Below are 23,160 nucleotides of genomic sequence, written 5' to 3'. Positions count from 1 at the left end.
GACCACCCGGTCGACCAGCGCGTCCGGGAACTGCGCCGCCAGCACCCCCAGCCCGACCCGGTCCACCAACCGGTCCTCGGGCTTCTCCTTCACCTGACCGCGTCTCGGCACCCCTCGAACCTACACGATCAGAACCTAAGTTCCTGGTATTGCGCGACGGGCCCACGCGCACGGTTTCATCAGCCAGGCGCCGGAGGGCTACGACACCGTCGTCGGCGAGCGCGGCATCAAGCTGTCGACCGGGCAACGGCAGCGGATCGCGATCGCCCGCGCCTTCCTCGACGACAAACCGATGCTCGTTCTNGACGAGGCGACAAGTGCCCTGGACAGCGAGAGCGAGGTGCTCGTCCAGCACGCGCTGGAGGAGCTCTGGCGCGGCAAGACGGTGATCGCCGTGGCGCACCGGTTGTCGACGCTGCTGAACATGGACCGCATCATCGTCCTGGCCGGCGGCGGCATCGTGGAACAGGGCTCACACCGCGAGCTTCTCGACCGCCGTGGCCGCTACCACGCCCTCTGGCAGCGGCAGAGCGGCGGCATGATTCCCGTCGACTGAGCGCCGGTGCTCAGTCGAGCTCGTCCCAGGGCGCTTCCGAGCTGACGGCGGCGGCGATGAGCCGGGGGATGCCCTCGGCGAGCGCCGTCGACCACGGCGGCGGCGCCGTCGCGGCGCGAAAGATCGCCGGAAGGGCGAGCGCCCCGCCGCATCCGGCCGCGAACTGCGGCGGCCCCCAGGGTCCGCCGGGCAGGCAGGTGCTCGTCGTGCGACCGGTGGCGGACCCGGTCGTGAAGGCCGCGGCGATGCGGCGGGCGGTCGCGGTGGCGGCGGCGGTTCCCGAGGGCGTCGTCGTGGCCGCCCCGGCTCCGCCCGTGGGGGTGGTGGCGGGCCCGGATTGCTGGGCCGGTGCCGGGAAGTCGACCTCGCGGGTCGTCGCCGCCGGCGCCGACCCCCCACTCACCCCCGCCGCCGCAGCGGCGGGGCCCACGCCCCCCGCCGCGCCCGTCGTGGTCGAGGGGTCCGCCCCGCCCACCGAGGCCGCTGCCGCCGCGCCAGCCCAGGTGGCCGTCGAGGCGACCCACCCCGCCCCGCGGGCCGGCGTCGTAGCGCCGGCCGTCGCCGCCGTGCCCGCCGGGTAGGCCGTCGCCGAGCCGAGGGGTGCCGCCAGGAACTTCCGGCCGGTGCGGATGCCGCCCCGCAGCGGCTGCCCGGCGGTTCCGGGCACGGCCAGGCTCCCCGGACCGGCCGTGCCAGCCAGATAGTCCGCGGTCGGGTCGTCGGCGGCCGGGCCGCCCGCGCCGGTGGGGAGGGCCGGGCCGGCGGCGATGCGGGACTTCCCCCCGCCGGCCGAAGAGGGGCCGCCCGGGGAGACGCCGGCCGGGGAGTGGCCGGCGGGATGGGAGTTGGTTGCGTCTCCCTCGGCGGCGCCGCCCGCCGCGATGGCGTTGGGCGGCGCCGCCGGCGCGGAGGCGAGGAGGATCGCGGCGGTCACCGCCGCGGCGACCGCGGTCGCCCCCGCACCGGGGACGAGCACGCCGCGCCGGGTCCGGGGCCGGCGGGTGGCACGCCGCTCGCGGGGGAGCGTCGGGTTCGGCTCGCCGCCGGCCGCCCGCAGCCGGGTGACGGGCAGGCGGCCGCCCGGCAGGGCGACGCCGGCGTCCGCGCCGTCGGCCGCCACCGCGCCCGCGGTCGCGGCGATCTGGCTGAGGATCCGGTGGGCGTCCGGCCTGCGTTCCGGCTTCTTGCGCAGGCTCGCGGCGACCACGCCGCGCAACGGGCCGGGCAGGCCGCTGAGGTCGGCCTCACCGTGGACCGTCCGGTAGAGCAGCGCGTCCAGGGGGCCGCCGCCGAACGGCGGACGCCCACTCGCGGCGAAGCACACCGTCAGGCCCCAGGAGAAGATGTCGGCCGCGGGCCGGGGACGGCGCGTGGTGGTCAGCAGTTCGGGCGCGAGGTAGCCGATGCTGCCCATCACCACGCCCGAGGCGGTCATCATGCCGGGCAGGCCGGCGACGATCCCGAAGTCGATCACCTTCGGGCCGTCCGCGGCCAGCATCACGTTGCCCGGCTTGAGGTCGCGGTGCACGACGTCGGCGTCGTGGATGGCGCACAGCGCCTCCGCGAGCCCGCGGGCCACCTCCCACAGCGCCTCACCGGACAGCGGCCCCCCGGTCGCGACCGACGAGTACAGGGTGGGACCCGCCACGTACTCGGTGGCGATCCACGGCTGGTCGCCGTCCACGTCCGCGGCCAGCAGCCGCGCCACCCGGGGGCTGTCGATCGCCGCCACCGCCGCGGCCTCCCGGTGGAAGCGGTGGCGGAACGCCGTGTCGGCGGTGTGCTCCTCCCGCATCACCTTGACCGCGGCACGGGTGCCCGTGTCGTCCACGCCGAGGTACACGATGCCCATGCCCCCGCTGCCGAGCCGACCCATCAGCCGGTACGGACCTACTTCGGGCGGATCGCCCGCCCGCAAAGCCTTCCAGGACACGCCACGTCCCCCTCGGATGCTGCGTCGCGCCGAGGCCGCGCCCAGGCGCCGCCGTGCCGGGCACCGGGGATGCGGCGACACCACGAACGCCGACACGCCCGGTCGCGGCCCACGCCGCTACCCGACCGAATCTGTTGTACCCGGACGATTCGGCCGGAATGCATACCGTCCAATCACCCTCTGTGAAGTACGCCTGGTCGGGCTGGTACCCCCGAGGGGCGCGATCGGGCGGGCAGGCCAACCAAACCCGACCGGACGACGCGGACGCGTTGACCCCACGCCCACCTGCAGGTTCGGTCGGGTGCGGNGACTGGTGGGCTAGCGGGAGGCCAGTCGGCGAACGTCGGCGGCGGAGGTGCCTAGCCCAGTCGGGCTACCGAAGGGCCGCCTGTCTGCGGAGGGGTGGTAGCGCAGTTCGGCCTCCTCGTATCGGTGCGTCCCTTGGTGCCATCGCAGGACGCCGGCCATCCAGTTCTGGAGCTCCCGGGCGTAGGAGTCGATCGCGGTGCGGGCCTCGCCGTCGAGGCCGAGGCGGTCGAACAGATCGGGCAGCTCACTGTCCACGACATGCTCGAACTGCCGTACCCGGGCGGTCATGAGCGCGTTGACCACCTCGACGGCCCGGNCGCGGTCGCAGTCGAGGAAGTTCTCGACGACCAGCACCGCGTTGTGGATCTCGCCTTCGAACTGGATCTCCTTCTGGTAGGAGAAGACGTCGTTGAGCAGGCAGGCGAAGTCCGCGGCGGCGTTCTGCAGGGCCCGCAGTGGCCGGGTCCGGAAGACCTCCGCCGGCACGCTGTCCCCGNGGGCCAGCCGGCTCAGGCCCATCGTCAGGTCCGAGCCGAACGTCGCGCGGCGCATCTCCAGGTAGTCGATGGGGTCGGGGATGCGGTTGTAGACCTGGTTGTCCAGCTCCCACAGCCAACTGTCGATCATCACCTCGATCGCCCGGCGGAACGCGGCCTGCGCGGCGGGCTCCATCCCCCTGGTGGTGCGCTCCCACAGGTCGGCGAGGCTCCGCTCCAGGGCGTTGACCGGCGGCTCGGTCAGCGGGCCGGCCACCGGCATGAACAGACGCAGGCGCTCGTTGCACAGCTTCGCCGCGGCCAGGTTCCGGGAGGTACCGAAGATCACTGGGTAGTAGTCATCCGCATAGGTTCCCCAGGTCAGCCAGCCCGTCGTGAGGTCGAGCTCGTTGGCGGTCGCGTTTGGATGGATGCCCGCGGCGCACAGGGCGAAGTCGNCAGCGCGCAGCTTGTGCTCATCCCAGATGCCCGGAACCCGGTCCAGCAGGCCCATCGACCGCGCCCAGCGGACGGACTCCTGCCGCGCGGAGTCCAGGTGAGGGCTCTGTCCGGTGGTGTATGGCAGGTAGAACTCCGGCAGCGAGGTCGGACCGACGACCCGGAACGGCACGTTGGCGAACGACCGGATCCGCTGCGGTGCGGTGGCGAGCAGCGACGGGATGACCCGGATGGCCGAGGTGCCGAGGCTGGGGATCCCGGGGATGCCGGGCAGCCCGGCGACGGGGACGAGGCTGCCCGACCCCGCGACCCCGGTGGGGAGCGCGTCGGGCGTCGCCTCGCGGTTCATGTAGCGGCTGGAGCGCAGGTGCCACTCGTGCCCGCCGGACTGCCAGTCCTGCAGACCCTTGACGTAGGCCAGCGCCGCCAACCGGCCCGCCGGGTCGATGGCGTGCTCGTCGAGGACGGCCGGCAGCTCCGTGGTCGCGGTGTGCTCGAACTGGTGCAGCCGGGAGGTCAGCAGGTCGTTGACGGTGTCGGCGGCGGCCTGCGTGTCGATGTCGAGGAACCGCTCCACGACCAGCACCCCGTTGCTGAGCTCGCCCTCCTCGGTGACCTCCCGCTCGTAGGAGAACAGATCGTTGCGCAGGTGCACCGCGTCGGCGAAGGTGTCGCGCAGCACCTGCAACGGGCGGGTGGCGGCGACGCGGGCGGGGATCTCGGCGTCGGCGGCGTGCTCGACGAGGTTCGCCGACCAGGGGGCGCCGCCGACCTTGCGGCGCNTCTCGACGTACTCGATCGGGTTGGCCAGCCGGGCGGCGTTGATGTTCTCGAGTTCCCAGAGGGACTCGTCGAGCAGGTTGCGGGTGCTGACGGCGAAGCGGGCCNGCCAGTCGGCCGAGCGGGCCGGCACGGTCCGCGTCCACAGGTCGGCCAGGCCCCGCTCCACCGGGTTCGACGGCTCCTCGGTGATCTCGCCCGCCACCGGCATGAACGCGGGGAGCCGGTCGAGATAGGCCCGGGNGCCGGCCAGGTCGTGCGTCCGCTTGTAGAGCTCGAGGAAGTGGTCGTCGAAGTAGAAGACCCAGACGTACCAGTCGGTGATCAGGTTTAGGCGATCGGCGGTGGCGTCGGGNTGGGNATAGGCGCACAGCAGGGCGTAGTCGTGGGCGTCGAGGTCCTGCTCGGTCCAGATCGCGATGCCGTGCTGGGGGGCGTCGATCATCTCCATGGCCCGGGCCCACTCCCTGCTGTGTTCCCGGGCCTGTTCAAGATGCGGACTCAGCCGCGCGGGATAGGGCACGTAGAACTCGGGGAGGGTGAAAGGCTGCATGATTTCTCCGGGAAAACCCTTGGTTGCCGCGGGGCCGGGACGGTGCGACCGGGAAGGCATCGCCGAAACCGGTGCGCCGCCGCGGTGTTTCGTGGCCGCGGCGGCGCACCGGTCGGTGGGTTCAGCGCCCGATCTCGACGCTCTCCAGGATCCCGAGCNCGTCCGGCACGAGCACGGCGGCGGAGAAGTAGGTCGTCACGAGGTAAGAGATGATCGCCTTCTCGTTGATGCCCATGAATCGGACGGACAGCCCCGGCTCGTATTCGTCGGCGAGCCCGGTGTGGTGCAGACCGATCACGCCCTGGTTCTCCTCACCGGTACGCAGCGCGAGAATGGACGTCGTCCCGGTGGCGCTGATCGGAATCTTACTTACCGGCAGCAGCGGCACGCCGCGCCAGGCCGGCACGTGCTGGTCGTGAAACAGGACGGTCGCCGGGTAGATGCCCCGCGCCGTGGCTTCCCGGCCGAACGCCGCAATGGCCCGCGGGTGGGCGAGCAGGAAATGCGTGCTGCGCCGCCGGCTGAGCAGCTCGTCGAGGTCGTCCGGGGTCGGCGGGCCCGAGCGGGTGTGAATGCGCTGGCGCAGGTCGGCATTGTGCAGCAGGCCGAAGTCGGGGTTGTTGACCAGCTCGTGCTCCTGGCGTTCACGCAGCGCCTCGACGGTGAGCCGCAACTGCTGGGAGAGCTGGTTGATCGGCTCGTTGTAGAGGTCGGCCACGCGGCTGTGGATGCGCAGCACCGTCTGGGCGACGGACAGCTCGTACTNGCGCGGCTTCAGCTCGTAGTCCACGAACGTGCCCGGCAGGTCCGGCTCGCCGGAGTGCCCCGCGGCGATCGCGATCTCCGCCTCGCCGAGGCGGTTGCGTGGTGGCTGCGGCCGGGCGCGGTAGTCCTCGAGGTGCCCGCTGAGCTCGGCGTCCTGCCCGGTGACCTCGGCAAGCTGCTGGCGGGAGAGCACCAGCACGGTGGCGTCGGTCAGCGCCCGGGCGGTGTACTCCCAGGACAGGTCCGAGTCGATGAGGACCTCGTCGCCGAAGTACTCGCCATCGCCGAGCACCCCGAGCGACCGCTCGTGGCCGTACTCGCCGGGCCCGAACTTCCCGACCTTGCCGTGAGCGATGAGGAACACCGCGTCGGCGGGCGCGCCCGTTTCGGCGAGCACGTCGCCCGCGGCGAACTCCCGCTGGACGAAGCGGTCGGCGAGGCCGGCGAGCGCGCCGCCGTCGAAGCCACGCAGCGCGGGCAGCTCGGCGAGCTCGCCGGGCACCACCCGCACCTCGGATCCGACGGACGTGAACGTGACGAGCCCGTCGCCGAGCACGTAGGTCAACCGCCGGTTGACCCGGTAGACGCCGCCGGCCGTCTGGACCCAGGGCAGCACCCGCAGCAGCCACCGGGAGGTGATCTCCTGCATCTGCGGGACGGACTTGGTGGTCGTCGCGAGGTTGCGCGCGGCCGCCGTGCTCAGACTCAGCCGGAGGTCCTCGTCGGGGGCCGCGCCGGTCGCTCCGGGGTCGGTCGGTACGGGCTCGGTCATGGCAGACTCCACCTATCGTTGGTCATCCAGGGACTGGGGTGAAAGCTCGAGGTTCCGGGGTGAACCTTGGGGTTCCGCGGTGAACCTTGGGGCTCCGCGGTGAACCTTGGGGCTCTGGGTGAACTCTGGGTGAAACTGAGGCTCTCGGCGAAACCGAGGGCTCGGGGATGAAACCGTGGTGCCCGGGGTGGAACCAGGGGCTGGAGTGTAACGGCGGTGCGGTCGTACGAAGCCGCGCCCGGAAGAGTGACGGCCTTCCGGCGATTTCCGCGGTCTTTTTTCGGTCGCGGGCCGATGTTCGAGGCGGCCTTACTGGCCCCGCCCGATCAGGATTCGAACAATGGGTACGGGCGCCGTCGGGCTGGTCGCGGCCCGGTTGATCGCACCGTTGAATGCTCCATATACCAGTAACCCCCGTGGGTGTCGCGCGGTTCGCCGACATGCACTTTGTCGTGCTGGCAGGCGCGTCTCTCGTCGCGCATCGGCAGCCTCCCGCACCAACGGCGTGGGCGGCAAGCACTTTGCGGAACCAATCGGGGACTGGCCCGGGAAGAGGGCTTCTTCTAGCCCGGCCCCCAGGGCTCGCGGTCACGGACAGTTAATGCCGAACTCGTCGCCCGAATACCCCGGAAGTGAATGCCTGCCACGCCGGATGCCAGGCCGGGAGATCGGCTCGGAATCGCCTAACCGGTACGGTCGACCTGCCGAGAAGAATTCGCCCGGAGCGCGCCTGATATCGCCCGTGCCGCCGATCCGTTCGTCGGCCTGGTTCCGTGGAACGGGTGGAATGCGGCGGGCGGCCGGGCCGCCGGCCGCCGGGCTGCCGGGCTGCTGGGCGACCGTCGAATCACTCTGCGTCCGCGTCGGCCGGCCTCCGGTGAACGTCGTGGAATGTTGCCCCCCGCGGCGAGCGAGGGTCCACCTGCCGCTCGCCGATTCGCGACACCTGGTCCTGCGCGGCACCGGGGCCAGGCCTCCGGGGGCGCCGGTTCCCACGCCGCGCCAGGCGTTCGGCGTGGGGTGGAGGCGGACTGCGCCGGTGGTCGGGGAGCGGCGGCAGCCCTTTGCGTGCGCCCCGTGCGGTCGGGTGCGGGCGGAACGCCAGGTCAGTGGCGCCGGTGGCGGATCGCCAGCAGAGGGGCCATCCGCCGGGTGCCGAGGAAAGCCGGCCATGAGCAGCGGGGAGATGGGAACCGAGGCGCGGGCTCGGCTCCCGCGGGCTCAGTTTCGCGGGCTCGGCTCCGCCGGCCCGGACCGGCGTCGATCAGTACGCGACCCGGCACCATCGTGGTACCCAGTCGAGACCAACTACCCGGCGAATAGGGGACTTAATACCATCGTCAGCAGCCGGCACATGTGCATTCCCTCGGAGGGCCGTCCGTAGCCGACCCGATGCGCCGAGAGCGGGAAGCCGTCGGGGCGCGGGACGGCCGGCCCGGCGGATCCGCCCGTGGCGGCGCTCGCTTACTCCAGACCGACCGGCGGGTCACGGCCTGCCGGGCGCGGCACCGTCTCGCGGATTTCGACGGGCCGCCGATGTAGTGACAGCGCTGTAACTCGACATCGTTTTGCGGGAATGTCGTCCGCCCACCTCGGCGATGATCGCTTCGCGATCGGAGGTTAACGAAGCGTAACCAAGGTTGTTTCTTCGCTAGTAATAAGTAGCCACATGTATTGGGAGGTAGCGTGACCCGTTCCGACCAGAAGATCTAGTCCTGGGCGGGCGTTGGCTCGGTTGATCCGGGTCAGGGCCTCCCGGCAGACGTGCCGGCGCCTCGGGATCACGGACCCACCCGGGCGGTGCTCGGGCCTCGCCCGGACCGACCAGACGACCCCCCGGGTGGGCTCCTCGTGCGAGGTCCGGTCAGCCGGCGGTGCGCAGCGCGGCCGTCAGCGGGTGCGCAGCCTGGCCGAACGCGGTCATCTGGTCGACCGACCAGGGGCTCAGTGCCCACGGCGCGCAGAGCGCCGCCTGCCGGTAGCTCTCCCAGTCGACCCAGCGCCACTCCACGACCTCGGCCGGGTCCGGGTCCGGGTCACCCACCGCCCGGGCCACGTAGACGGGACACACCTCGTTCTCCACCAGCCCGTCCGCGGCGGTGGCGCGGTAGGCGAAGTCCGGCAGCGCACAGTGCAGGTCGGTCAGGGCCAGCCGCAGCTCCTGCTCCACCCGGCGCTCGACGGCGACGGCGATGTCCTCACCGGGGCGGGGATGCCCGCAGCAGCTGTTCGTCCACACCCCGGGCCAGGTGCGCTTGNCCAGCGCCCGGCGGGTGACCAGCAGCCGGCCGGCCGCGTCGAACAGGTACGAGGAGAAGGCCAGGTGCAGGGGGGTGTCGAGACCGTGCACGGCGAGCCGGGGCGCCGTCCCGCAGGGTCGGCGGTCGGGGTCCAGCAGCACGACCTCGTCGTCGACGTCGACGGCGGTACCGGGTCCTTGTGGACTCACGCGTGGGCCTCGCTTTCCGTGGGAGTGGCGAATGGATCCCGCCGGGCGCGTAAGCGGTGCGTCGCGTCCCAGGCGGGTGTCCTCACCAGCCCATCCTCCCGCCGCCGCGACCAGGCAGCGGCCCGACCCCGGATCCCGCTGGTCACATCCGCCGCAGACGGGCCGCCTGCCGGGGCCGACAGGCGGCGAGGGGGCACCCGAAGGTGGGGCAGGCAGCCCGCCGGGCCGCCGGCCGCCCTGGCCGCCGGTTCGGGCCGCCGCTCAGGAGCCGATGAGGCTGGTTCCCGCGCGGATGGCGGTGAGCATGTCCCACTGTTCGTTACTGAGGACGGCGAGGGCGGCCGGGAAGAGNCCCTCCTGTTCCTTGACGATGTGCCGCCGTAGCAGCGTNAGCATCTCGACGGCCAGGGCGGCCCAGGTCGGATCGGTGCGGGCGGTGCCATCGGCCGCGCCCGCGAGGACCGCCTCGATCCGACGATGTTCGCCGCGCAGGATCGCGATCTTCTCCGGGAACTCGGCCGCCATCGGGGGAAACAGGCCGCGTTCCTCCACCACGGTGTGCGGGCCGAGGACCGTGGAGATCCTGGCGCAGCAGTCGATCAGCGACTCGAGGTCGCCCCGCCGGTAGGCCTCACGCGCCTCGGCCGAGAGTTCGACCAGCTCGTCATGCTCCCGGATCAGGTCCTCGATGGCCGGAGTGGCCGTGCACCAGCAGTATTCAGACATAGTGGGGCCGTCCTCGGGGAGAAGAAGATCGGCTGATTTCCGGCGCCGGGACCGAGATACGCCGGATCCGCTGCGCGCCGCCGGGGACCGGCTCAACCATGCTCCGTGCTGGTTGTGCCGGCTCTGCGGGAAGCCCGGATACGCGGTCGCGGACGGGAATCGGGCCGATGGGGCGGGCCGGGCAGCGTGGATGCCGGCGAGGTCCGCCAGGCGCCCGTCGGCCGGCCGGGCGGACCGACCGCGTGACCGCGCCGCAACCGGTGACGCGATCGAGCTCCGGCATCGTCATCTCGCTCCTGCCCCGCCCGGCGGCGCACGGGACGCGCCGCTGCCGCCATCATCGGCCGGCGCGTGCGGCAGCTATATGGACTTTCGTCCCCTTCCGGGCCTTCCGAACGACTGCGACGGCGGGTCCGGGAGTCGCCGGTAGCTACCAGGGTCAGGGCGCGGAAATGCCGAACGAAATGCGCGCCGGGCCGTTCGAATGCCCGACTGGATCCCGTCACCCGCCGACCTGCGGGACCATCAGGGAATGTGGGAACTGGCTCAGGTGAACATCGCCCGGCTGCGGGCGCCGCTGGACGATCCGACCCTCGCCGACTTCGTGGCCGCCCTCGATCCCGTGAACGCCCTCGCCGACGCGGCGCCGGGATTTCGGTGGCGGTTGCAGACCGAGGACGGCAANGCCACCGCGATACGCGCCTTCTCCTGGGAGGTGGGCGCGAGCGCCGGGATCATCGTCAACATGTCGGTGTGGGATTCGATCGAATCGCTGGCGAACTTCGTGTTCGCCGGTCCGCACCGCGATGTGCTGCGCCGGCGGCGCGAGTGGTTCGAGACCATGCGCGAGGCGTATGCGGCGCTGTGGTGGGTGCCCGCCGGGCAACGCCCGACGACGGCGCAGGCGGAGCAGCGCGTCCGCCGGCTGCGCCGGCAGGGGCCCACCGCGCATGCCTTCACGCTGCGCGAGCCGTTCCCGCCGCCGGGCAGCGATCCCGACCTGGCGGCGCCGCCGGACCGGCGGGCGGACTGGACCTGCCCGGCCTGAGCCCGCCCGCCGGTCGACCGGATCAGGACAACGGAACGGTGAGGCAGGCCGCGCGAGCGCCTGCCGTCCCGGCGGTGCCGGGGGAGCTGTCGGTGTGATGCTCGTGGAGGNTGATCGAGTGTGCGCCGCCGGCCCGGAAGTCCCAGGCGACCACCGCGAACGCCGATCCCGTGCCACGCGCGTCGGTGGTGAAGTCCAGCCATACCTCATTGCGCGCGTTGGCATATCTGGGATCCACCGACGGCTGCACGGGGTCGGGGACGTTCTGGTAGTGCGGGCCGGCGGCCGCGCCGGTCGCCCCGCAGGCCTTCTGATGGACGTGCGCACCGAACTGGTGGTTCGGTGCGAGGCCTTGAACGATCAGTCCGATCACGGTCCGCTTACCGCGGACGGCGAGCGCGACCGCCGTCGTGCCCGGCGGCACGAGATGGGCGTCGTAGGTGACGGCCGTGGGCGGCTGCCGGTCGTTCCACGCGTCGAATACCACAGGCTCCGCGACCACTCTGCCGGCCTCCAACGGATTCGGGATCGGGCCGCTGCTCGTGGCCGGTGACGGGGAGCCGGCGGCCCCGGCCGGCGCGGCCGTGAGCAGGAGCAATCCGAGCCCGGCCGCAATGATGGACAGACGCCGTCGCATGAGACCCCTCTGNGGCGGGAGTTCCGGTCGGTGGCGACGATCCTAGGGCGGACGGAGCCGATCGGTGGGCTCCGACTCGGTCCGATGGGAAAAAGGTGCCACCCCGGTTTCCGGCGATATTGGACTGAATGCCGCGATTCCGTCGGGCCGTTCTTGCTTTCCACGGCCATCCAGGTATCGCCGGGCGCGATGCGCGGATCCGCGGGACGCCATGATCGCCGGCGCCCAGATCGGAAAGCGTCGGCGGTGTTTTCGACCGCCCGCGTCGCCCGGCGCCGACCCGCTGCTCGGGGATCTTCCCGATCATCTTGTTGATCGTCTTGTCGATCACCTTTAGCGCCCGCGGACGAGGATGTCAAGTCCCACTTCGCCGTCACCCTGGGCCTGCCATCGGACCACTTCGTGCCGGCGCTGCGTCACGACGTCAGCGACATGGCGACGAACCACTACCGCCGCGCCGACCCCGCCGAGGCCGCCGACCCCGCCGAGGCCGCCCACTCTGCCGAGGCCACCGTCCCCGACTCGATCGACATCGTTCTGCCCGAGCACGCCGACTCCGGCATGCGCACCCTGCTGCACCAGCGTGGCGAGTACGACGGCCCGCACCACGGCCCGGTCACGCCGTACGAGTGGGAGGGGCAGTACCTTGCCGCGCAGGCGGATCGGTACGCCGCGAACGGCGAGCTGCTGGCGCAGTAGATCGCCCAGCTCACGGCATGCGTTCCGCTGGCGCCGAGGCAACGAGGCTGATCGGATGGGGTGGCCCGGACGCCGAACCGGGAAACTGGCCGACAGACGGGGGGTGCCGATGCCGCCGGAGCCGATGCCGCCGGAATCGCCGCGGTCGCAATCGCCGCGGTCGGACGGAGCGAACCGGGTGGCCGCGGCGCCCGGGTCACAGCCGGGGCTGGGCGGGGGCCTGCTGCCCGCCACCGAGCGGCTGTTGCTGCAGCGGGTCGCGGTCGAGCAGGCCGGTGGGCGAGCGCCGTCGCTCGTCGCCGCGGTGGCGCGCGACGGCCGCCCGGTGTGGACGGCCGGGCGGGGCCGCGCCGTCGGACCCGATCAGGCCGACGGCGACGGCGACGGTGGCGGCGGTGGCGGTGGCGATCGCGGGGGTGGTGGCGAGGGCCGGGGCGTCCGGCGGCCTGACGCCGACACCCAGTACCGGATCGGTTCGATCACGAAGACCTTCACCGCGGTGCTGGTCATGCGCCTGCGCGACGAGGGTCGCCTGGCGCTCGGCGACCCCCTCGACCGGCATCTGCCGGGGACCGCGGTCGGTGATCGCACGGTCGCGCAGTTGCTGTCCCACCTCGGCGGCATCGCGGCGGAGACTCCGCCGCCGTGGTGGGAGCGGGTGGCGGGGCAGGCCCATCCCACCCTCGCCGACGCGCTCGGTCCCGACCCGGACCGGTTCCGCCCGGGACGTCGTCATCACTACTCCAACGTCGGTTTCGCGGTCCTCGGTGAGCTCGTCGCCCGGCTGCGCGGGATGAGCTGGGCGCAGGCCCTGCACCGCGAGCTGCTGGCGCCGTTGGGGATGTCCCGCACGACCGCGCTGCCCGCCGCGCCGNACGCCCACGGCTACGCCGTCCACCCGCATGCCGACGTGCTGCTNCCCGAGCCCGCCCACGATGCGGGTGTGCTGGCTCCGGCCGGCCAGCTCTGGTCGACCACCGCGGACCTGGTGCGCTGGTCGGCCGTCCTCGCGGGGCACACCGACGTCGTGCTGTCCGCGGACACCCTCGCCGAGATGCGCGAACCGGCCGCCGTCGAGGGCGACAGCGGCGAGTGGCGGCTGGGGGCGGGGCTCGGCGTGCAGTTGCTGCGCGAACCCGGCGGCGTGCTCGTCGGGCACGGCGGTTCGATGCCCGGCTTCGTCGCCGCCCTGTGGACGCGACCTGGGGGGACCGCGGCGATAGCGATGGCGAACGCGACCAGCGGGGTCGCCGTCGTCGACCTCGCCGTCGGCCTGATCGACGCGGTCGACACCGCCGAGCCGCCACTGCCGGCCGAGTGGGTGCCCGCGTCGGTGGCCGGGCGGGAGCCGCTCGACGTCACCGGCGTCTGGTACTGGGGACCGGCGCCGTACGCACTGTCGCTGCGGCCGGACGGCGGGCTGCTGCTCGCGCCGCTGGGCCGCTCCGGCCGACGATCCCGGTTCCGCCCCGGCCCCGCCGGCCACGGCACCTTCCTGGGTGTCGATGGCTACTTCGCCGGCGAGACCCTCATCCCGCGGCGCCAGTCCGACGGCGAACTCAGCCACCTCGAACTCGCCTCGTTCGTCTTCACCCGATCCCCCTATGCCCCGGCCGGCCCGGTGCCCGGCGGCGTCGACGCGGGCGGCTGGCGTCCATCCCCTGTCTCGGGTGGCAGACAGGGCTGAGCAGGGGGTTTGCGGTGGCCTCGGCGGGCCGGCGGGAAGTGAGGTTTTGCTGGGCCGGCACAGGACACTTCTTACCTGGCGTGCACGGACGTTCCCCCACTGTGAGTAACTGCGCTGTGCGACCGCCCCATCTTGTGACAGCGACGCCGTGCTGCGTAGCCGAGGAGCGATGGCATGCCCTTCTTCGATCCGATCGAGTCCACCTTCTATGGCCACTGCGTGGAGCGACTGCTGACGTCGACCGAGCTTGCGCCNCTGCTCGCCGGCGGCATCGTGGAGATCGGGCCGGGAACCGCCCGCCCGGTCGTCGAGGCGCTGCAACGATCCGGGTCACAAGTGCCCATCACCGGGTACGAGCTGGACGCCGAGGCCGCGCGGATCGCGAGTCGGGCGGCGGCCGAGGTGGAGCTGGGGAACTACACCGTCGTCCAGGGCGACTTCTTCGCCGCCACCGCACCGGCGCGGCAGGCGCGGTGCGCGATCGGCAACCCGCCGTACCTGCCGGCGACCGTGCGGCCGGTCGGCGCCTCCCACCTGTGGGGCGGGCACGACGGCACGCACGTGGCGCGGCGCATCCTGTCCCAGGAGATGGACGTGGTGCTGCTGATGATCGCTTCCATCTCCGACCCGGTGGGTCTTGTCCAGCACGCCCGCGCCGCCGGCTACCGGGTCGCGGACTGGCTGGTGCGGCCCATCCCGTTCGGGCGGTACTCCCGCCAGCCCTGGGTCAGCCGCCGCATCGGCGAGCTGGCCCGATCGGGCCGCGCCTTCTTCGGCCCGGAGGGCTACCTGCTCGCCGGGGTCACCTGGGTCCGCGTCGGCGGGCCGATCGCCGTCGCCGGCGAGCCCGACCATGCCGCCACCGTGCTTCGCCGGATCCTCACCGCGGCGGGCAGCGCCACCGGTCTCGACGAGGCCGCGGGCGTCGGTCGGGCGACGACCGTCGACAGCCGCCGCCGGACGCCGATCGCCTCGGGGCACCGTGAGCTGCCGGACTGGTCCGTGCCCCGCCTGTCGGGGAGCGGTGCATGATCAGCCCGGCGAGGTCCGGCGCCGCGCGGGACGGTGGTTCCACGGCAACCGCCGACCGGCTGGCGCGCCCGTCGGGGGCGGAGTACGGCGCCGTGCTGACGCCCGCCGAGCTCGGTCAGCCGCGCCTGCCCGAGCCCAGGGGGACGCTGTCCGGGTTCCTGCTCGACCGGCTGCGCCGCGCTCCCGGCCCAGCCGGGCTCGGGCCGGCGCCGGCCGCGGACGACGACGTGCTCTACGGCGAGGACGGCCCGCTGGCCCTCTACTGCCTCTACGGCCTGCACTACCGCGGCTTCGCCGAGGTCGACGACGACTGGGAGTGGGAGCCGTCGCTGCTCGCCGTGCGCCGCCGGCTGGAGGCGGACCTGCTCGCCCGCCTGCACGCCGAGGCAGCCGCTGCCGCCGTCGGAGTCGCTGCCGCCGTCGGAGTCGATGCCGCCGTCGGAGTCGATGCCGCCGTCGGAGTTGATGCCGCCGGAGCCTCAGCAGACGGGGCGGTCGGGGACGTCGCGGCCGCGCTGCGGGACGTGATCGCCCGGGCCGGTGGCCGTTCCCTGTCGCGGCGGCTGGCGACCACCGGCACGCTCGAGGAGTTCCGCGAGTACGTGATGCACCGTTCGCTGCTCCAGCTCATCGAGGCCGACCCGCACACCTGGGCGATCCCGCGCCTGACCGGCGCGCCGAAGGCGGCGCTGGTGGAGATCCAGGNCGACGAGTACGGCCACGGCGTCGAACGGGACATGCACCAGAACCTGTTCGCCGTGACCATGCGTGCCCTGGATCTCGACGCCCGACCCGGCGCCTACCTGGACCGGTTGCCCGGGCAGGCGTTCGCGACCGTCAACGTGCCGTCGCTGTTCGGCCTGCACCGGCGGCTGCGTGGCGCGCTGGTCGGCCACCTGGCGCTGTTCGAGATGACGTCGGTGGAGCCGATGGGCGCCTACGCGGCGGCGCTGCGCCGCCTCGGCCTGGCCGCCGGGGCCCGCCACTTCTTCGAGGTCCACGTCGTCGCCGACGCCCATCACCAGACGGTCGCCGCCCGCGACCTCGCCGCGGCCCTCGTCGCCCAGGACCCGGCGCTGGCCGTCGACGTCGTCTTCGGCGCTGCGGCGACGACCGCGGTCGAGGGCCACTGCGCGGAGACGATCCTCACCGCGTGGGACGACGGCCGGTCCGCCCTGCGCGTTGCGCCGCCGGCGCCGCGTTGAAGAAGTCGAGCGTGGCACGGGTCTTGGTCCGCTGCGGTCCGGTCAGGTCGAGGCCGTGGCGGCGCAGGACGGCGGACAGGCGGGCGGCGGTCCGCGCCGCCGCCTGTGGCGTGGCGCGGGTCGATAGCTCGAGTAGGCGGGAGCCGTCCGGAAACGTCCACCGTTCGGCCTGGAGCACCCGATCGAAACCCTCGGGGCGGAACCGGTGCCGAGACGCCTCGATCGGTCCGAGGACGGCCAGATCGTCGATGTGGCCGGCCCCGGGCAGGTGGGCGGCGAGCAGCCGCGCCTGCTGCTTCGAGAACAGGTCGTGCAGCGAGCCGCGGCGGCCCATCGCGCGCCGCACATCGTCGGGACCGAGACGGGTCCTTAGGGCGGCGGAGCAGACGTAGGCGCCGGGCATCGCGTCGACCTCGACGATGAACTGCTTCGACCGCCGCAGCCGCGGCGCGACGTTCGCCGGAACGACGGGCCGGAGTTTGACGACGGAGTCGTCCGGTCGGCCGCTGGTACTGCGGACGCGGACCACCACTCCGCGCCGGTGCAGCAACCGGTCCGGGGTGTCAAGGTAATAGACCCGCTGCCGCCGAGCCCTCGTCGCGGAGATCCCGAACATCTCGAACGCCCGCCGGTGTGCGGAGGAGGGCACGATGAACTTGAGCTCCACCCGGTCCACCTGACGGGTGAGTTTCACCAGCGCGTGCAGATCGTCGTCGGGTAGCTGCCAGAACTTCTGCGCCGCGCGCAGCACGGACGAACCGCCTGCGGCAGCAGCCATTGCATCGCCCTCCCACCCGAATGTTCCGCGGCGCACAGCCTCGTCGTGTCGCGACCCGATGGTTTAGGCATCCACCCTTCCGTGGCAGGAGTGCTAATACCACCTGAACGGATACTCAAACCGAGTGTCCGGCGGGGGTTCACCGGCCGGACCGTAGACCACAGATCGCCGCCAGTTCCAGGTCGGCGCCGTCGGCAGCCGGTTCGCGGGCCGGGGGTGGCCGAGGCGATGTCGGTCGCGGCCGTGTGCGGCCGGCTGGCCCTGAGGTGCCAGTACCGGCGAATGTCCGCGTCGACGGGCTGGAAGTCCCAGGCGCGGATGCAGCTCGGCCCGGGCGGGCGCATCGTCGGGCACGGGTCGCGCATTCTGCTGGGGGACATGTTTCATCGGCCGGTGTGCGGTTTTCGTTGGCCGGTGTGCGGTCGATCGGGGGCGGCGGCTTTGGACCTCCGCCGTGATGTCGGTGCGGGACCGACCACCCGGCGGCGATGTCGACCCGCGGGCCCGCTGTCCTACGATCTTGGCCCGACCCCCGGAGGAGGACCTCATGCTCGGTAGATCGGTGCGCCGAGGTAGATCACTGCACGATGGCACCTCACCGCGCGGTGGCACCTCACTGCGCGATGGCCTCTCGGTACGCGGTGGCCTCTCGGTGCGCCGCGGCAGCCTGGCCCGCGGGATGACCGCACGGCTGCTGCGGGAGGCCCGGCCGCCGCGGCCCGTCCGCGTCGTCTTCGGCTACGACCCGACCGATCCGATCGCCGTGACCCTGACCGTCGGCGGCGGGATCGGGGCGGGTCCGGTCGTCTGGCGCTTCGCCCGCCGGCTTCTCGCCGACGGGACGCGCCGCCCCGTCGGCCTGGGCGATGTGCGGGTCCGCCCGATCGTGCTGCGCGGGCAGCCCGCGCTCGCGCTGTGCCTGTGCGGCCCGTCCAGCACCGCCGAGTTGGAGCTGCCCGCACGGGAGGTGGCGGCGTTCCTGTGGCGCACGTACGCCATGGTGTCGGCCGACGCGGAGACCGCGGCGATCGACTGGACCGGCGAGTTCCGCTTCCTGCCCGGTGTCGGCGCGCGCCGGTCCCGGGTCCTGCCCGGCGTCCGGACCCACCACGCCCGCACCTGATCGCGGCCTCGTGCCCGCCCGACCGGGCCCGAAGGTGGTGCTGTCGTACCTCCGGGTGGGGCGTCGGCTGCCGGGCCAGCAGGGCGGACGGGGCGGGAGACCCCCCGGTACCCGCCGAAAGTCCCTGGTGGGCACCGGCGCGGCGGGGCACCCTTGGGGATCCGCAGATGTTCCAGCGGGATGAATCGGGAGGCCGGCCGTGCGTGACATCCCGATGCCGCAACCCCGTCCGGCTTCCGACTCCGAGCCCGAACCGCCCCTCGCCGGCGAGTCGTGCGCCTGTGGCATGGGGGCCTACTGGCGGCTGCACGCGGTCACGCCCGGCGCCAGCGGAGACTGGGTGGACGTGTTCGACCTCGACGACGGCCGGCTCGCGATCTGTGTCGGCGACGCGGCCGGGCACGGCTCGCGGGCGGCGGCCTTCGCGGGCCGGGTGCGGGCGGTGCTGCGCCGGCGCCTGCTGGCCGGGGAGGAGCCCGACGCCGCCGTCGGCGGCACGGTCGACGAGGTCGCCGGGCTGGGTGACCTCGGGGAGATGTTCGCCACCGCCTTCGTGGCCATCGCCGACCCGTCCACGGGCCGCGTGGTCTACGTCAACGCCGGCCATCCGCCCGCCGTACACCTGACCCGACGTGCCGTCCGCCTGTCCCGCTCCGGCGTGGACCGCGGCGCCGTGGGGTCCGGTCCCGCATCCGAGTCCGGTCACGATCTCGGCTCTGGTCACGATCTCGGCTCTGGTCATGATTCCGAGCCCGGCCCCGGCTCCGGCCCCGCCGACCTGCCGCTGGGACCGACCGGCCCGATCCTGTCGGACCTGTTCGCGGGCACCCGGATCTGGACGTCCCGGTCCCTGCGGATGGCCCCCGGCGACCGCCTCGTGGTCTACACCGACGGCCTCAGCGAGGCCCGCGACGCCGCCGGCGAGCAGTTCGGCGCGGACCGCATCGGCGCGGTCTCCGGCGGCGGCGACACTCCCGACACCCCGCCCGACCTGCTCATCGACCGCCTCTTCGCGCGGGTCGCCGCCCACACCCATGCCGAGGCCCGCGACGACCGCACCGTGGCCGTCCTGACCCGTCAGCCCGCGCCCCCCGCCACGACCGCGCCCATCCCGTGACCGCATCCACCCCGTGACCGCACCGGCACGGCTGTTGGTGTCCGGTCTGTCCTGGTGGCTGGCCCGATCAGCGGGACGGCGGCCGGCGGCCGGCGCAGAGGACGCAGGTGCGGGCCGACGGACGGGCGGCCAGGCGCTGCTCGCCGACGGGTCGCCCGCAGGTCTCGCAGACACCGTAGGTTCCGGCGGCCAGCCGGCCGAGCGCGGCGTCAACCTCCGCCAGGCGGGCGGTCGCCTGGCGCAGCGTCGCGCGCACCTGTTCGCGCTCGAACGGCATCGACGCGCCCTCGATGTCATGCTCGTCGTCGGCATCCCGGTCGGCGGTGTCGTCGAGGATGCGGTCGAGCCCCTCGCGCAGCGCGGCGACGCGCGCGGCCGCGTCGGCCCGTTCGGCCACCAGCCGGGCCCGCGCACCAGCCTCGGCGGTCATGGCCGCATGATGTCAACCCGCCCAGGTCACCCGCAGGATGGTGATGCTGATCCAGCGCTCTTCGATGCTGTACGTCAGCAGCCCGTGCCCGAAGACCGCCCGCCACAGCTCGGTGCGCTTGTCGTCGGTCCCGCACCGATGCGGATCGTCGGCCAGTCGATTCAGGAACGCGTCGAGTTCACGGCGACCCTGGGCCGGAAGGGTGTCACGCTGTCGCTCGGCGAAGGTGGCCCAACGGATCGTGTACCTGGGGATCTGTGACCTCCGAATCGCCGCCGGGGTACGAAGTGGTCCCGCCGAGCACGGTCAGGTCCCCGGCCTCCAGTCGGCGGCGGTCCGCGAGGGCCCCCGCCTCGATCTCCGGATTCGCCGTGAGCACGGCTCGCCCCCACCACTTGTCGATCACCGCGGCCACGGGCACGAGGTCGAGGCTGTCGTCGGCCAAGGCCAACGCGATCCGCAGCTCCGCCACGAACATCTCACGATCATCCGGACGTAGCGCCTCGCGGATGGCCGGTCCGTTCTTCGCGACCCGGTTGCGGACTCCATGGATCGGGATGGTGTCGGCCATGAGCTTCATCATCCCCATGCCCTGGGGCCTCGGCAACGAACGGCCGTGGGCCGGCGGTGGGCGTTGCGACACCGCGGAGGGATCAGGCTCGCGGGCGATGAGCGCGCTGGCGTAATGCGGTCCGACGGCGGTCACGGNCCATTCCCCGACCAGTGGGTCCGACGCGGTCAGGGAGACGTCGCACGCGCCCGGACAGACCGCCTATCCCACGCGATCGGGGCAGGACACTCCGGCCCAGGACATCGCCGTGCAGTAGGAACTTCTCGCCACCTTCCATCTTCCGTCGACGAGAACGGCCTCCCCGAGCAGAGTGCCGTAGGCGGGCGCGCTGCTCANCACCACCTCGAAGGGGAGCGACGCGTGGGCCGGGTCGGTGAACACCGGCTCCCCGACCAGTACCCGCGCGCTCGCCGTCGGCTGCGGATGGCGTTCGCGCACGGTCGCCAGCGTCGACCTCAGGGCCGCTCCGTCGTCGACGGCGGCCAGGACCGTTTCGATGCCCCGGCCTCCCGTGAAGGCCGTGGTGAACGCCGCCCGGACCTCGGCCGCAGCCGCCGCGACGTCGGCCGGCGGCGTCCCGGGCTCGGGCAGCCCAGCGGCCGGCCACAGGTCGACGGCACGGCCGGCGGCCGCCCGGATCGCGGCGCCGTCCACGGTGACCCGTGACTCGGGCAGGCCGCGGGCGAGGAACTCGGCGACGAAGGTCAGCGGACCATCCGGCGGCAATGGCCAGAGCCAGTACCGCAGCCGGTGNGCCTGCTCCGCCCGCGAGCCGACGAAGCCCGCGAAGCCATACGTGACCCCGCGCCGGACGTCCGGCCGGCCGGCCGATCCATCGAAGGGGAATGGTGTGTATCGATTCCCCGGCCCGTCCGAGGCGTTTCCGGCCGGCAGGGCCGTGAGCAGCGGGTCGCCCGGCTCGCCGAGGCGGGCGGAGAGCGACTCCCCGGCTCCGGCCGCGATGGCCCGCGAGCCGTCGGGAAGCGCGATCCCGAACCGGACCATCCGGGCGGCGTCCCGGCTCCAGTCCACCGCCAGCCGTGGATCGACGCCGGGCTCGGTGCCGGGGCGCAGCCGGATTTCCAGAGTGATCTCCACTCCCGCGGAGTACGCGGCGAGGCAGGNGACCTACACAGCGGTGTCGGAGTTGTGGCCGATGGTCAGGGCCAGGGGAACCACCCCGGCGAGCTGGTGGTCCGGCGGGGTGAGCCAGGGGCCGACCGGGCGCGGCGGGACAGCCGGAGAGACACCGTCGAAAAAGTTCATGGTTCACAAATCGTGGCGTTATCGCTACGTCCGGGTCAACCGGATTGAGGCACGAAGTCGACGGCCAGCCGGTCCCGCCCCGTGAGCTTGACGACGCGGAGGCCGGCAGCGCGGCTCAGGCGACGCCGATGTGCACCATCCTCCACACCGCACCGGAAGATCGTTGTCGGCTGCGGCCTGACCGAAACAGGGGCGGCTCCTTCTGGGGCAGCCGGTCGGTGGGGTGCTCGATGCCCCTTCCCGCACTCCAGGCCAGCTGTCCGGGCGAAAACCGCACACGAGACCCTCGAACGCCTCGCCTGCCGTGTGAACACGGATTCCCGACTCGACGAAGTAGGACCGGAACGCCGTCATACGGCGGCCCGGCGGGCGTCGCGGTGGGCCTGGGCCGCGACCATCAGGACGTCGGGCGCATCGCGGGTGTACAGGCAGCGAACGGATTCCAGGGTCGTCCCCGGCGAAGATCGCGGCGCAATGTTCGGAAGATGGCAAACGGTGCCCGCCAGGCGAGTCTTCACGGTCAATGTTTCCGCTTTGATTGCGGACGGGGGACATGCGCGTCCGGGACGCTGCGGGTTGCTGGGTGTCAGATGCCCGGAGCTGGGTGCATACATTCGAATTCGATGTCGGTTTGACNCCGCCCGAACCGGCTGGGGTACCGTCCATCCCGCGCGGTCAATGCATTCAGAGAATGACCAGAAGGGATCACAAAATGGCCCAGCAGGAGCAGCAGCAGCAGCGCCAGCAGGTGGAGCAGCAGCTGCGTCAGAACTGGCNGCAGCTCCGTTACCGCATCCTTGACCAGTTCAGTCAGGTCAGCCCGGCGGATCTCGATGCCGCGACCGACATCGATGACCTCGTCGCGCGGATTGCGGACAAGACGCACCACAGTGAGCGGTACGTCGAGAACCGTCTGCGTGAGCTGGCGGCCGTCGGCGGTGGCCAGGGTGGAGCGTCCGGCGAGCGTTTCGGTGGCGGCCAGCAGGGCGGTCAGGGCGGTCAGGGCGGCCAGCAGGGACAGCCGTTTGGTTCCCGGCAGTAGCCTTCCGGGATCAGGTCGGTCAGACCTCGGCGCATCGACTTCTCCTGCGGTGCGCCGCCCAGCTTTCGCTCACTGCTCGGCGCGACGTTTCTCAGGACGTCGCGTCGAGCAGTGAACGGATCCCCAGCAGATCGTCGATCAGCTTGATCGTGTCGGCAGTGCGGGGAAGCTTGCGTAGCTCGTCCAGCATCGCGTCGGTTTCCTCGATGGTGGGGACATCGTCGATTGACGCGGCTATCTGGACGATAGCGGCCTTGGGATCATCGCCTGGCTGCATACCACAGAGTTGCACACGCCGATTCACCGGAAATTACGCCAGGCTTCCTGCACGTTAACTCCGGGGCTGGTTCGGGTACGGCGAGTGATGATCTACACGTGGTGTCACCGTCTGTGTCGGACCCTGCCTCGACGGACTTGGGGCACGTGNCCACCGGTCGATCTCCACGAGTCGTTCAACCCGCGATGACCGGCCGGTGGCCGCATCGCCCGCGACCGCCCGGCGGCGCCTGCCGAGCGGAGCACCGCCACGCAGGCGTCCCGCTCGGCTGACTACCCAACAGCGGCTGCCGTACTAGCCGGCGAAGCCGACGCTCTCCGCGTCATCCGCGTCATCCGTGGGACCGTTTGAGCCTGAATCCTGCTGCTCCGACCCGTCGTCCCACTTCTTGTGGTGGTCCTTCTTGTCGAACCAGGTCACCCGCTCGAAGGTTGCCTTCTCCTTCTTCTTGACGATGTCCCGCTTCTTGT

17 protein-coding genes and 16 pseudogenes are annotated in these 23,160 nt (G+C 72.5%); 14 read left to right on the top strand and 19 right to left on the bottom strand.

Going from position 1 to position 23,160, the window contains the following annotated elements:
* Positions 1 to 139 precede the first annotated feature (139 nt).
* Together FF86_RS59810 and FF86_RS59805 are read left to right on the top strand one after the other, a co-directional pair.
* Positions 140 to 303: pseudogene (locus FF86_RS59810) on the top strand (ATP-binding cassette domain-containing protein); the annotation flags it as partial.
* Position 304: 1 nt separating this feature from the next.
* A pseudogene (locus FF86_RS59805) lies at positions 305 to 556 on the top strand (ABC transporter ATP-binding protein); the annotation flags it as partial.
* A 10-nt stretch (positions 557 to 566) separates the two neighbouring features.
* On the opposite strand, the gene FF86_RS28435 reads toward FF86_RS59805, so the two are convergent.
* The 14 genes and pseudogenes from FF86_RS28435 to FF86_RS28415 form a co-directional block, all read right to left on the bottom strand.
* A complete protein-coding gene (locus FF86_RS28435) occupies positions 567 to 2,489 on the bottom strand; it encodes a serine/threonine-protein kinase (RefSeq protein WP_044888376.1) in 1,923 nt (640 codons plus the stop codon).
* A gap of 318 nt (positions 2,490 to 2,807) precedes the next feature.
* Positions 2,808 to 3,114 (bottom strand): annotated as a pseudogene (locus FF86_RS63315) (germacradienol/geosmin synthase); the annotation flags it as partial.
* Position 3,115: 1 nt separating this feature from the next.
* Positions 3,116 to 3,294 (bottom strand): annotated as a pseudogene (locus FF86_RS59800) (hypothetical protein); the annotation flags it as partial.
* Position 3,295: 1 nt separating this feature from the next.
* Positions 3,296 to 3,732, bottom strand: a pseudogene (locus FF86_RS59795) (germacradienol/geosmin synthase); the annotation flags it as partial.
* Between the two features lies 1 nt (position 3,733).
* Positions 3,734 to 4,515: pseudogene (locus tag FF86_RS59790) on the bottom strand (germacradienol/geosmin synthase); the annotation flags it as partial.
* Between the two features lies 1 nt (position 4,516).
* Positions 4,517 to 4,620: pseudogene (locus tag FF86_RS59785) on the bottom strand (hypothetical protein); the annotation flags it as partial.
* 1 nt (position 4,621) lies between these two features.
* A pseudogene (locus FF86_RS59780) lies at positions 4,622 to 4,756 on the bottom strand (hypothetical protein); the annotation flags it as partial.
* 1 nt (position 4,757) lies between these two features.
* A pseudogene (locus FF86_RS59775) lies at positions 4,758 to 4,868 on the bottom strand (hypothetical protein); the annotation flags it as partial.
* 6 nt (positions 4,869 to 4,874) lie between these two features.
* Positions 4,875 to 5,126 (bottom strand): hypothetical protein (locus FF86_RS59770; protein WP_396230154.1); only part of this gene is annotated, 252 nt, incomplete at its 3' end.
* A 99-nt stretch (positions 5,127 to 5,225) separates the two neighbouring features.
* Positions 5,226 to 5,831, bottom strand: a pseudogene (locus tag FF86_RS59765) (Crp/Fnr family transcriptional regulator); the annotation flags it as partial.
* 1 nt (position 5,832) lies between these two features.
* The coding region (locus FF86_RS59760) for a cyclic nucleotide-binding domain-containing protein (protein ID WP_242419788.1) at positions 5,833 to 6,603 on the bottom strand (771 nt) is incomplete at its 3' end.
* Positions 6,604 to 8,467: 1,864 nt separating this feature from the next.
* Positions 8,468 to 8,861: pseudogene (idi, locus tag FF86_RS28420) on the bottom strand (isopentenyl-diphosphate Delta-isomerase); the annotation flags it as partial.
* Position 8,862: 1 nt separating this feature from the next.
* Positions 8,863 to 9,052 (bottom strand): annotated as a pseudogene (locus FF86_RS59755) (isopentenyl-diphosphate Delta-isomerase); the annotation flags it as partial.
* Between the two features lie 391 nt (positions 9,053 to 9,443).
* Positions 9,444 to 9,778: hemerythrin domain-containing protein (locus tag FF86_RS28415; protein ID WP_242419787.1), on the bottom strand; the 335-nt coding region annotated here is incomplete at its 3' end.
* Positions 9,779 to 10,262: 484 nt separating this feature from the next.
* On the opposite strand from FF86_RS28415, the pseudogene FF86_RS59750 reads away from it, so the two are divergent.
* The 9 genes and pseudogenes from FF86_RS59750 to FF86_RS59720 form a co-directional block, all read left to right on the top strand.
* Positions 10,263 to 10,462, top strand: a pseudogene (locus FF86_RS59750) (DUF3291 domain-containing protein); the annotation flags it as partial.
* Between the two features lies 1 nt (position 10,463).
* Positions 10,464 to 10,826, top strand: a 363-nt coding sequence (locus FF86_RS59745) for a DUF3291 domain-containing protein (RefSeq protein WP_242419786.1), incomplete at its 5' end; no start/stop codon positions are given.
* A 1,039-nt stretch (positions 10,827 to 11,865) separates the two neighbouring features.
* Positions 11,866 to 12,162 (top strand): hypothetical protein, encoded by a 297-nt coding sequence (locus tag FF86_RS28400; protein WP_044888383.1) that lies wholly within the window; start codon positions 11,866 to 11,868, stop codon positions 12,160 to 12,162.
* Positions 12,163 to 12,286: 124 nt separating this feature from the next.
* Positions 12,287 to 13,036: pseudogene (locus FF86_RS59740) on the top strand (serine hydrolase domain-containing protein); the annotation flags it as partial.
* Between the two features lies 1 nt (position 13,037).
* Positions 13,038 to 13,080 (top strand): annotated as a pseudogene (locus tag FF86_RS59735) (hypothetical protein); the annotation flags it as partial.
* Position 13,081: 1 nt separating this feature from the next.
* Positions 13,082 to 13,849: serine hydrolase (locus FF86_RS59730; protein ID WP_242419785.1), on the top strand; the 768-nt coding region annotated here is incomplete at its 5' end.
* A 255-nt stretch (positions 13,850 to 14,104) separates the two neighbouring features.
* The coding region (locus FF86_RS28390; protein WP_242419784.1) for a methyltransferase at positions 14,105 to 14,881 on the top strand (777 nt) is incomplete at its 5' end.
* Positions 14,878 to 15,586: pseudogene (locus tag FF86_RS59725) on the top strand (iron-containing redox enzyme family protein); the annotation flags it as partial. The gene FF86_RS28390 and the pseudogene FF86_RS59725, both read left to right, overlap by 4 nt.
* Position 15,587: 1 nt before the next feature.
* On the top strand, positions 15,588 to 16,086 hold a 499-nt coding region (locus tag FF86_RS59720), incomplete at its 5' end, for an iron-containing redox enzyme family protein (protein ID WP_242419783.1).
* Here the strand turns inward: FF86_RS59720 and FF86_RS28380 are convergent.
* Positions 16,028 to 16,864: a CYTH domain-containing protein gene (locus tag FF86_RS28380; RefSeq protein WP_044888385.1), complete on the bottom strand. Its 837-nt coding sequence runs from the start codon at positions 16,862 to 16,864 to the stop codon at positions 16,028 to 16,030. The two genes, FF86_RS59720 and FF86_RS28380, sit on opposite strands and share 59 nt — an antisense overlap.
* Positions 16,865 to 17,411: 547 nt before the next feature.
* Here FF86_RS28380 and FF86_RS28375 point away from each other — a divergent pair.
* Together FF86_RS28375 and FF86_RS28370 are read left to right on the top strand one after the other, a co-directional pair.
* Positions 17,412 to 17,987: an SsgA family sporulation/cell division regulator gene (locus tag FF86_RS28375; protein WP_082122328.1), complete on the top strand. Its 576-nt coding sequence runs from the start codon at positions 17,412 to 17,414 to the stop codon at positions 17,985 to 17,987.
* A 199-nt stretch (positions 17,988 to 18,186) separates the two neighbouring features.
* Positions 18,187 to 19,104, top strand: coding sequence for a PP2C family protein-serine/threonine phosphatase (locus FF86_RS28370; protein ID WP_063870526.1), 918 nt, complete (start codon positions 18,187 to 18,189; stop codon positions 19,102 to 19,104).
* A 67-nt stretch (positions 19,105 to 19,171) separates the two neighbouring features.
* Here the strand turns inward: FF86_RS28370 and FF86_RS28365 are convergent, their stop codons facing one another.
* The 3 genes from FF86_RS28365 to FF86_RS34435 all read right to left on the bottom strand — a co-directional run bounded on the left by FF86_RS28365 (position 19,172) and on the right by FF86_RS34435 (position 21,371).
* On the bottom strand, positions 19,172 to 19,534 hold the full coding sequence (locus tag FF86_RS28365) for a TraR/DksA C4-type zinc finger protein (RefSeq protein WP_044888386.1): 363 nt from the start codon (positions 19,532 to 19,534) through the stop codon (positions 19,172 to 19,174).
* Between the two features lie 205 nt (positions 19,535 to 19,739).
* A complete protein-coding gene (locus tag FF86_RS59715; protein WP_236705733.1) occupies positions 19,740 to 20,105 on the bottom strand; it encodes a DUF6247 family protein in 366 nt (121 codons plus the stop codon).
* Positions 20,106 to 21,233: 1,128 nt separating this feature from the next.
* Complete coding sequence (locus FF86_RS34435) at positions 21,234 to 21,371, bottom strand: hypothetical protein (protein WP_157867011.1); 138 nt, start codon at positions 21,369 to 21,371, stop codon at positions 21,234 to 21,236.
* 777 nt (positions 21,372 to 22,148) lie between these two features.
* Here FF86_RS34435 and FF86_RS59710 point away from each other — a divergent pair.
* The coding region (locus tag FF86_RS59710) for a hypothetical protein (RefSeq protein WP_242419782.1) at positions 22,149 to 22,413 on the top strand (265 nt) is incomplete at its 5' end.
* Between the two features lie 91 nt (positions 22,414 to 22,504).
* Here FF86_RS59710 and FF86_RS28345 read toward each other — a convergent pair.
* Complete coding sequence (locus FF86_RS28345) at positions 22,505 to 22,705, bottom strand: hypothetical protein (protein ID WP_370657207.1); 201 nt, start codon at positions 22,703 to 22,705, stop codon at positions 22,505 to 22,507.
* Positions 22,706 to 23,160: the final 455 nt, after the last annotated feature.

Origin of the sequence: Frankia sp. CpI1-P, from assembly GCF_001421075.1 — a bacterium.
Taxonomy (GTDB): domain Bacteria; phylum Actinomycetota; class Actinomycetes; order Frankiales; family Frankiaceae; genus Frankia; species Frankia torreyi.
This window is presented reverse-complemented; position numbering and strand designations above follow the sequence as displayed.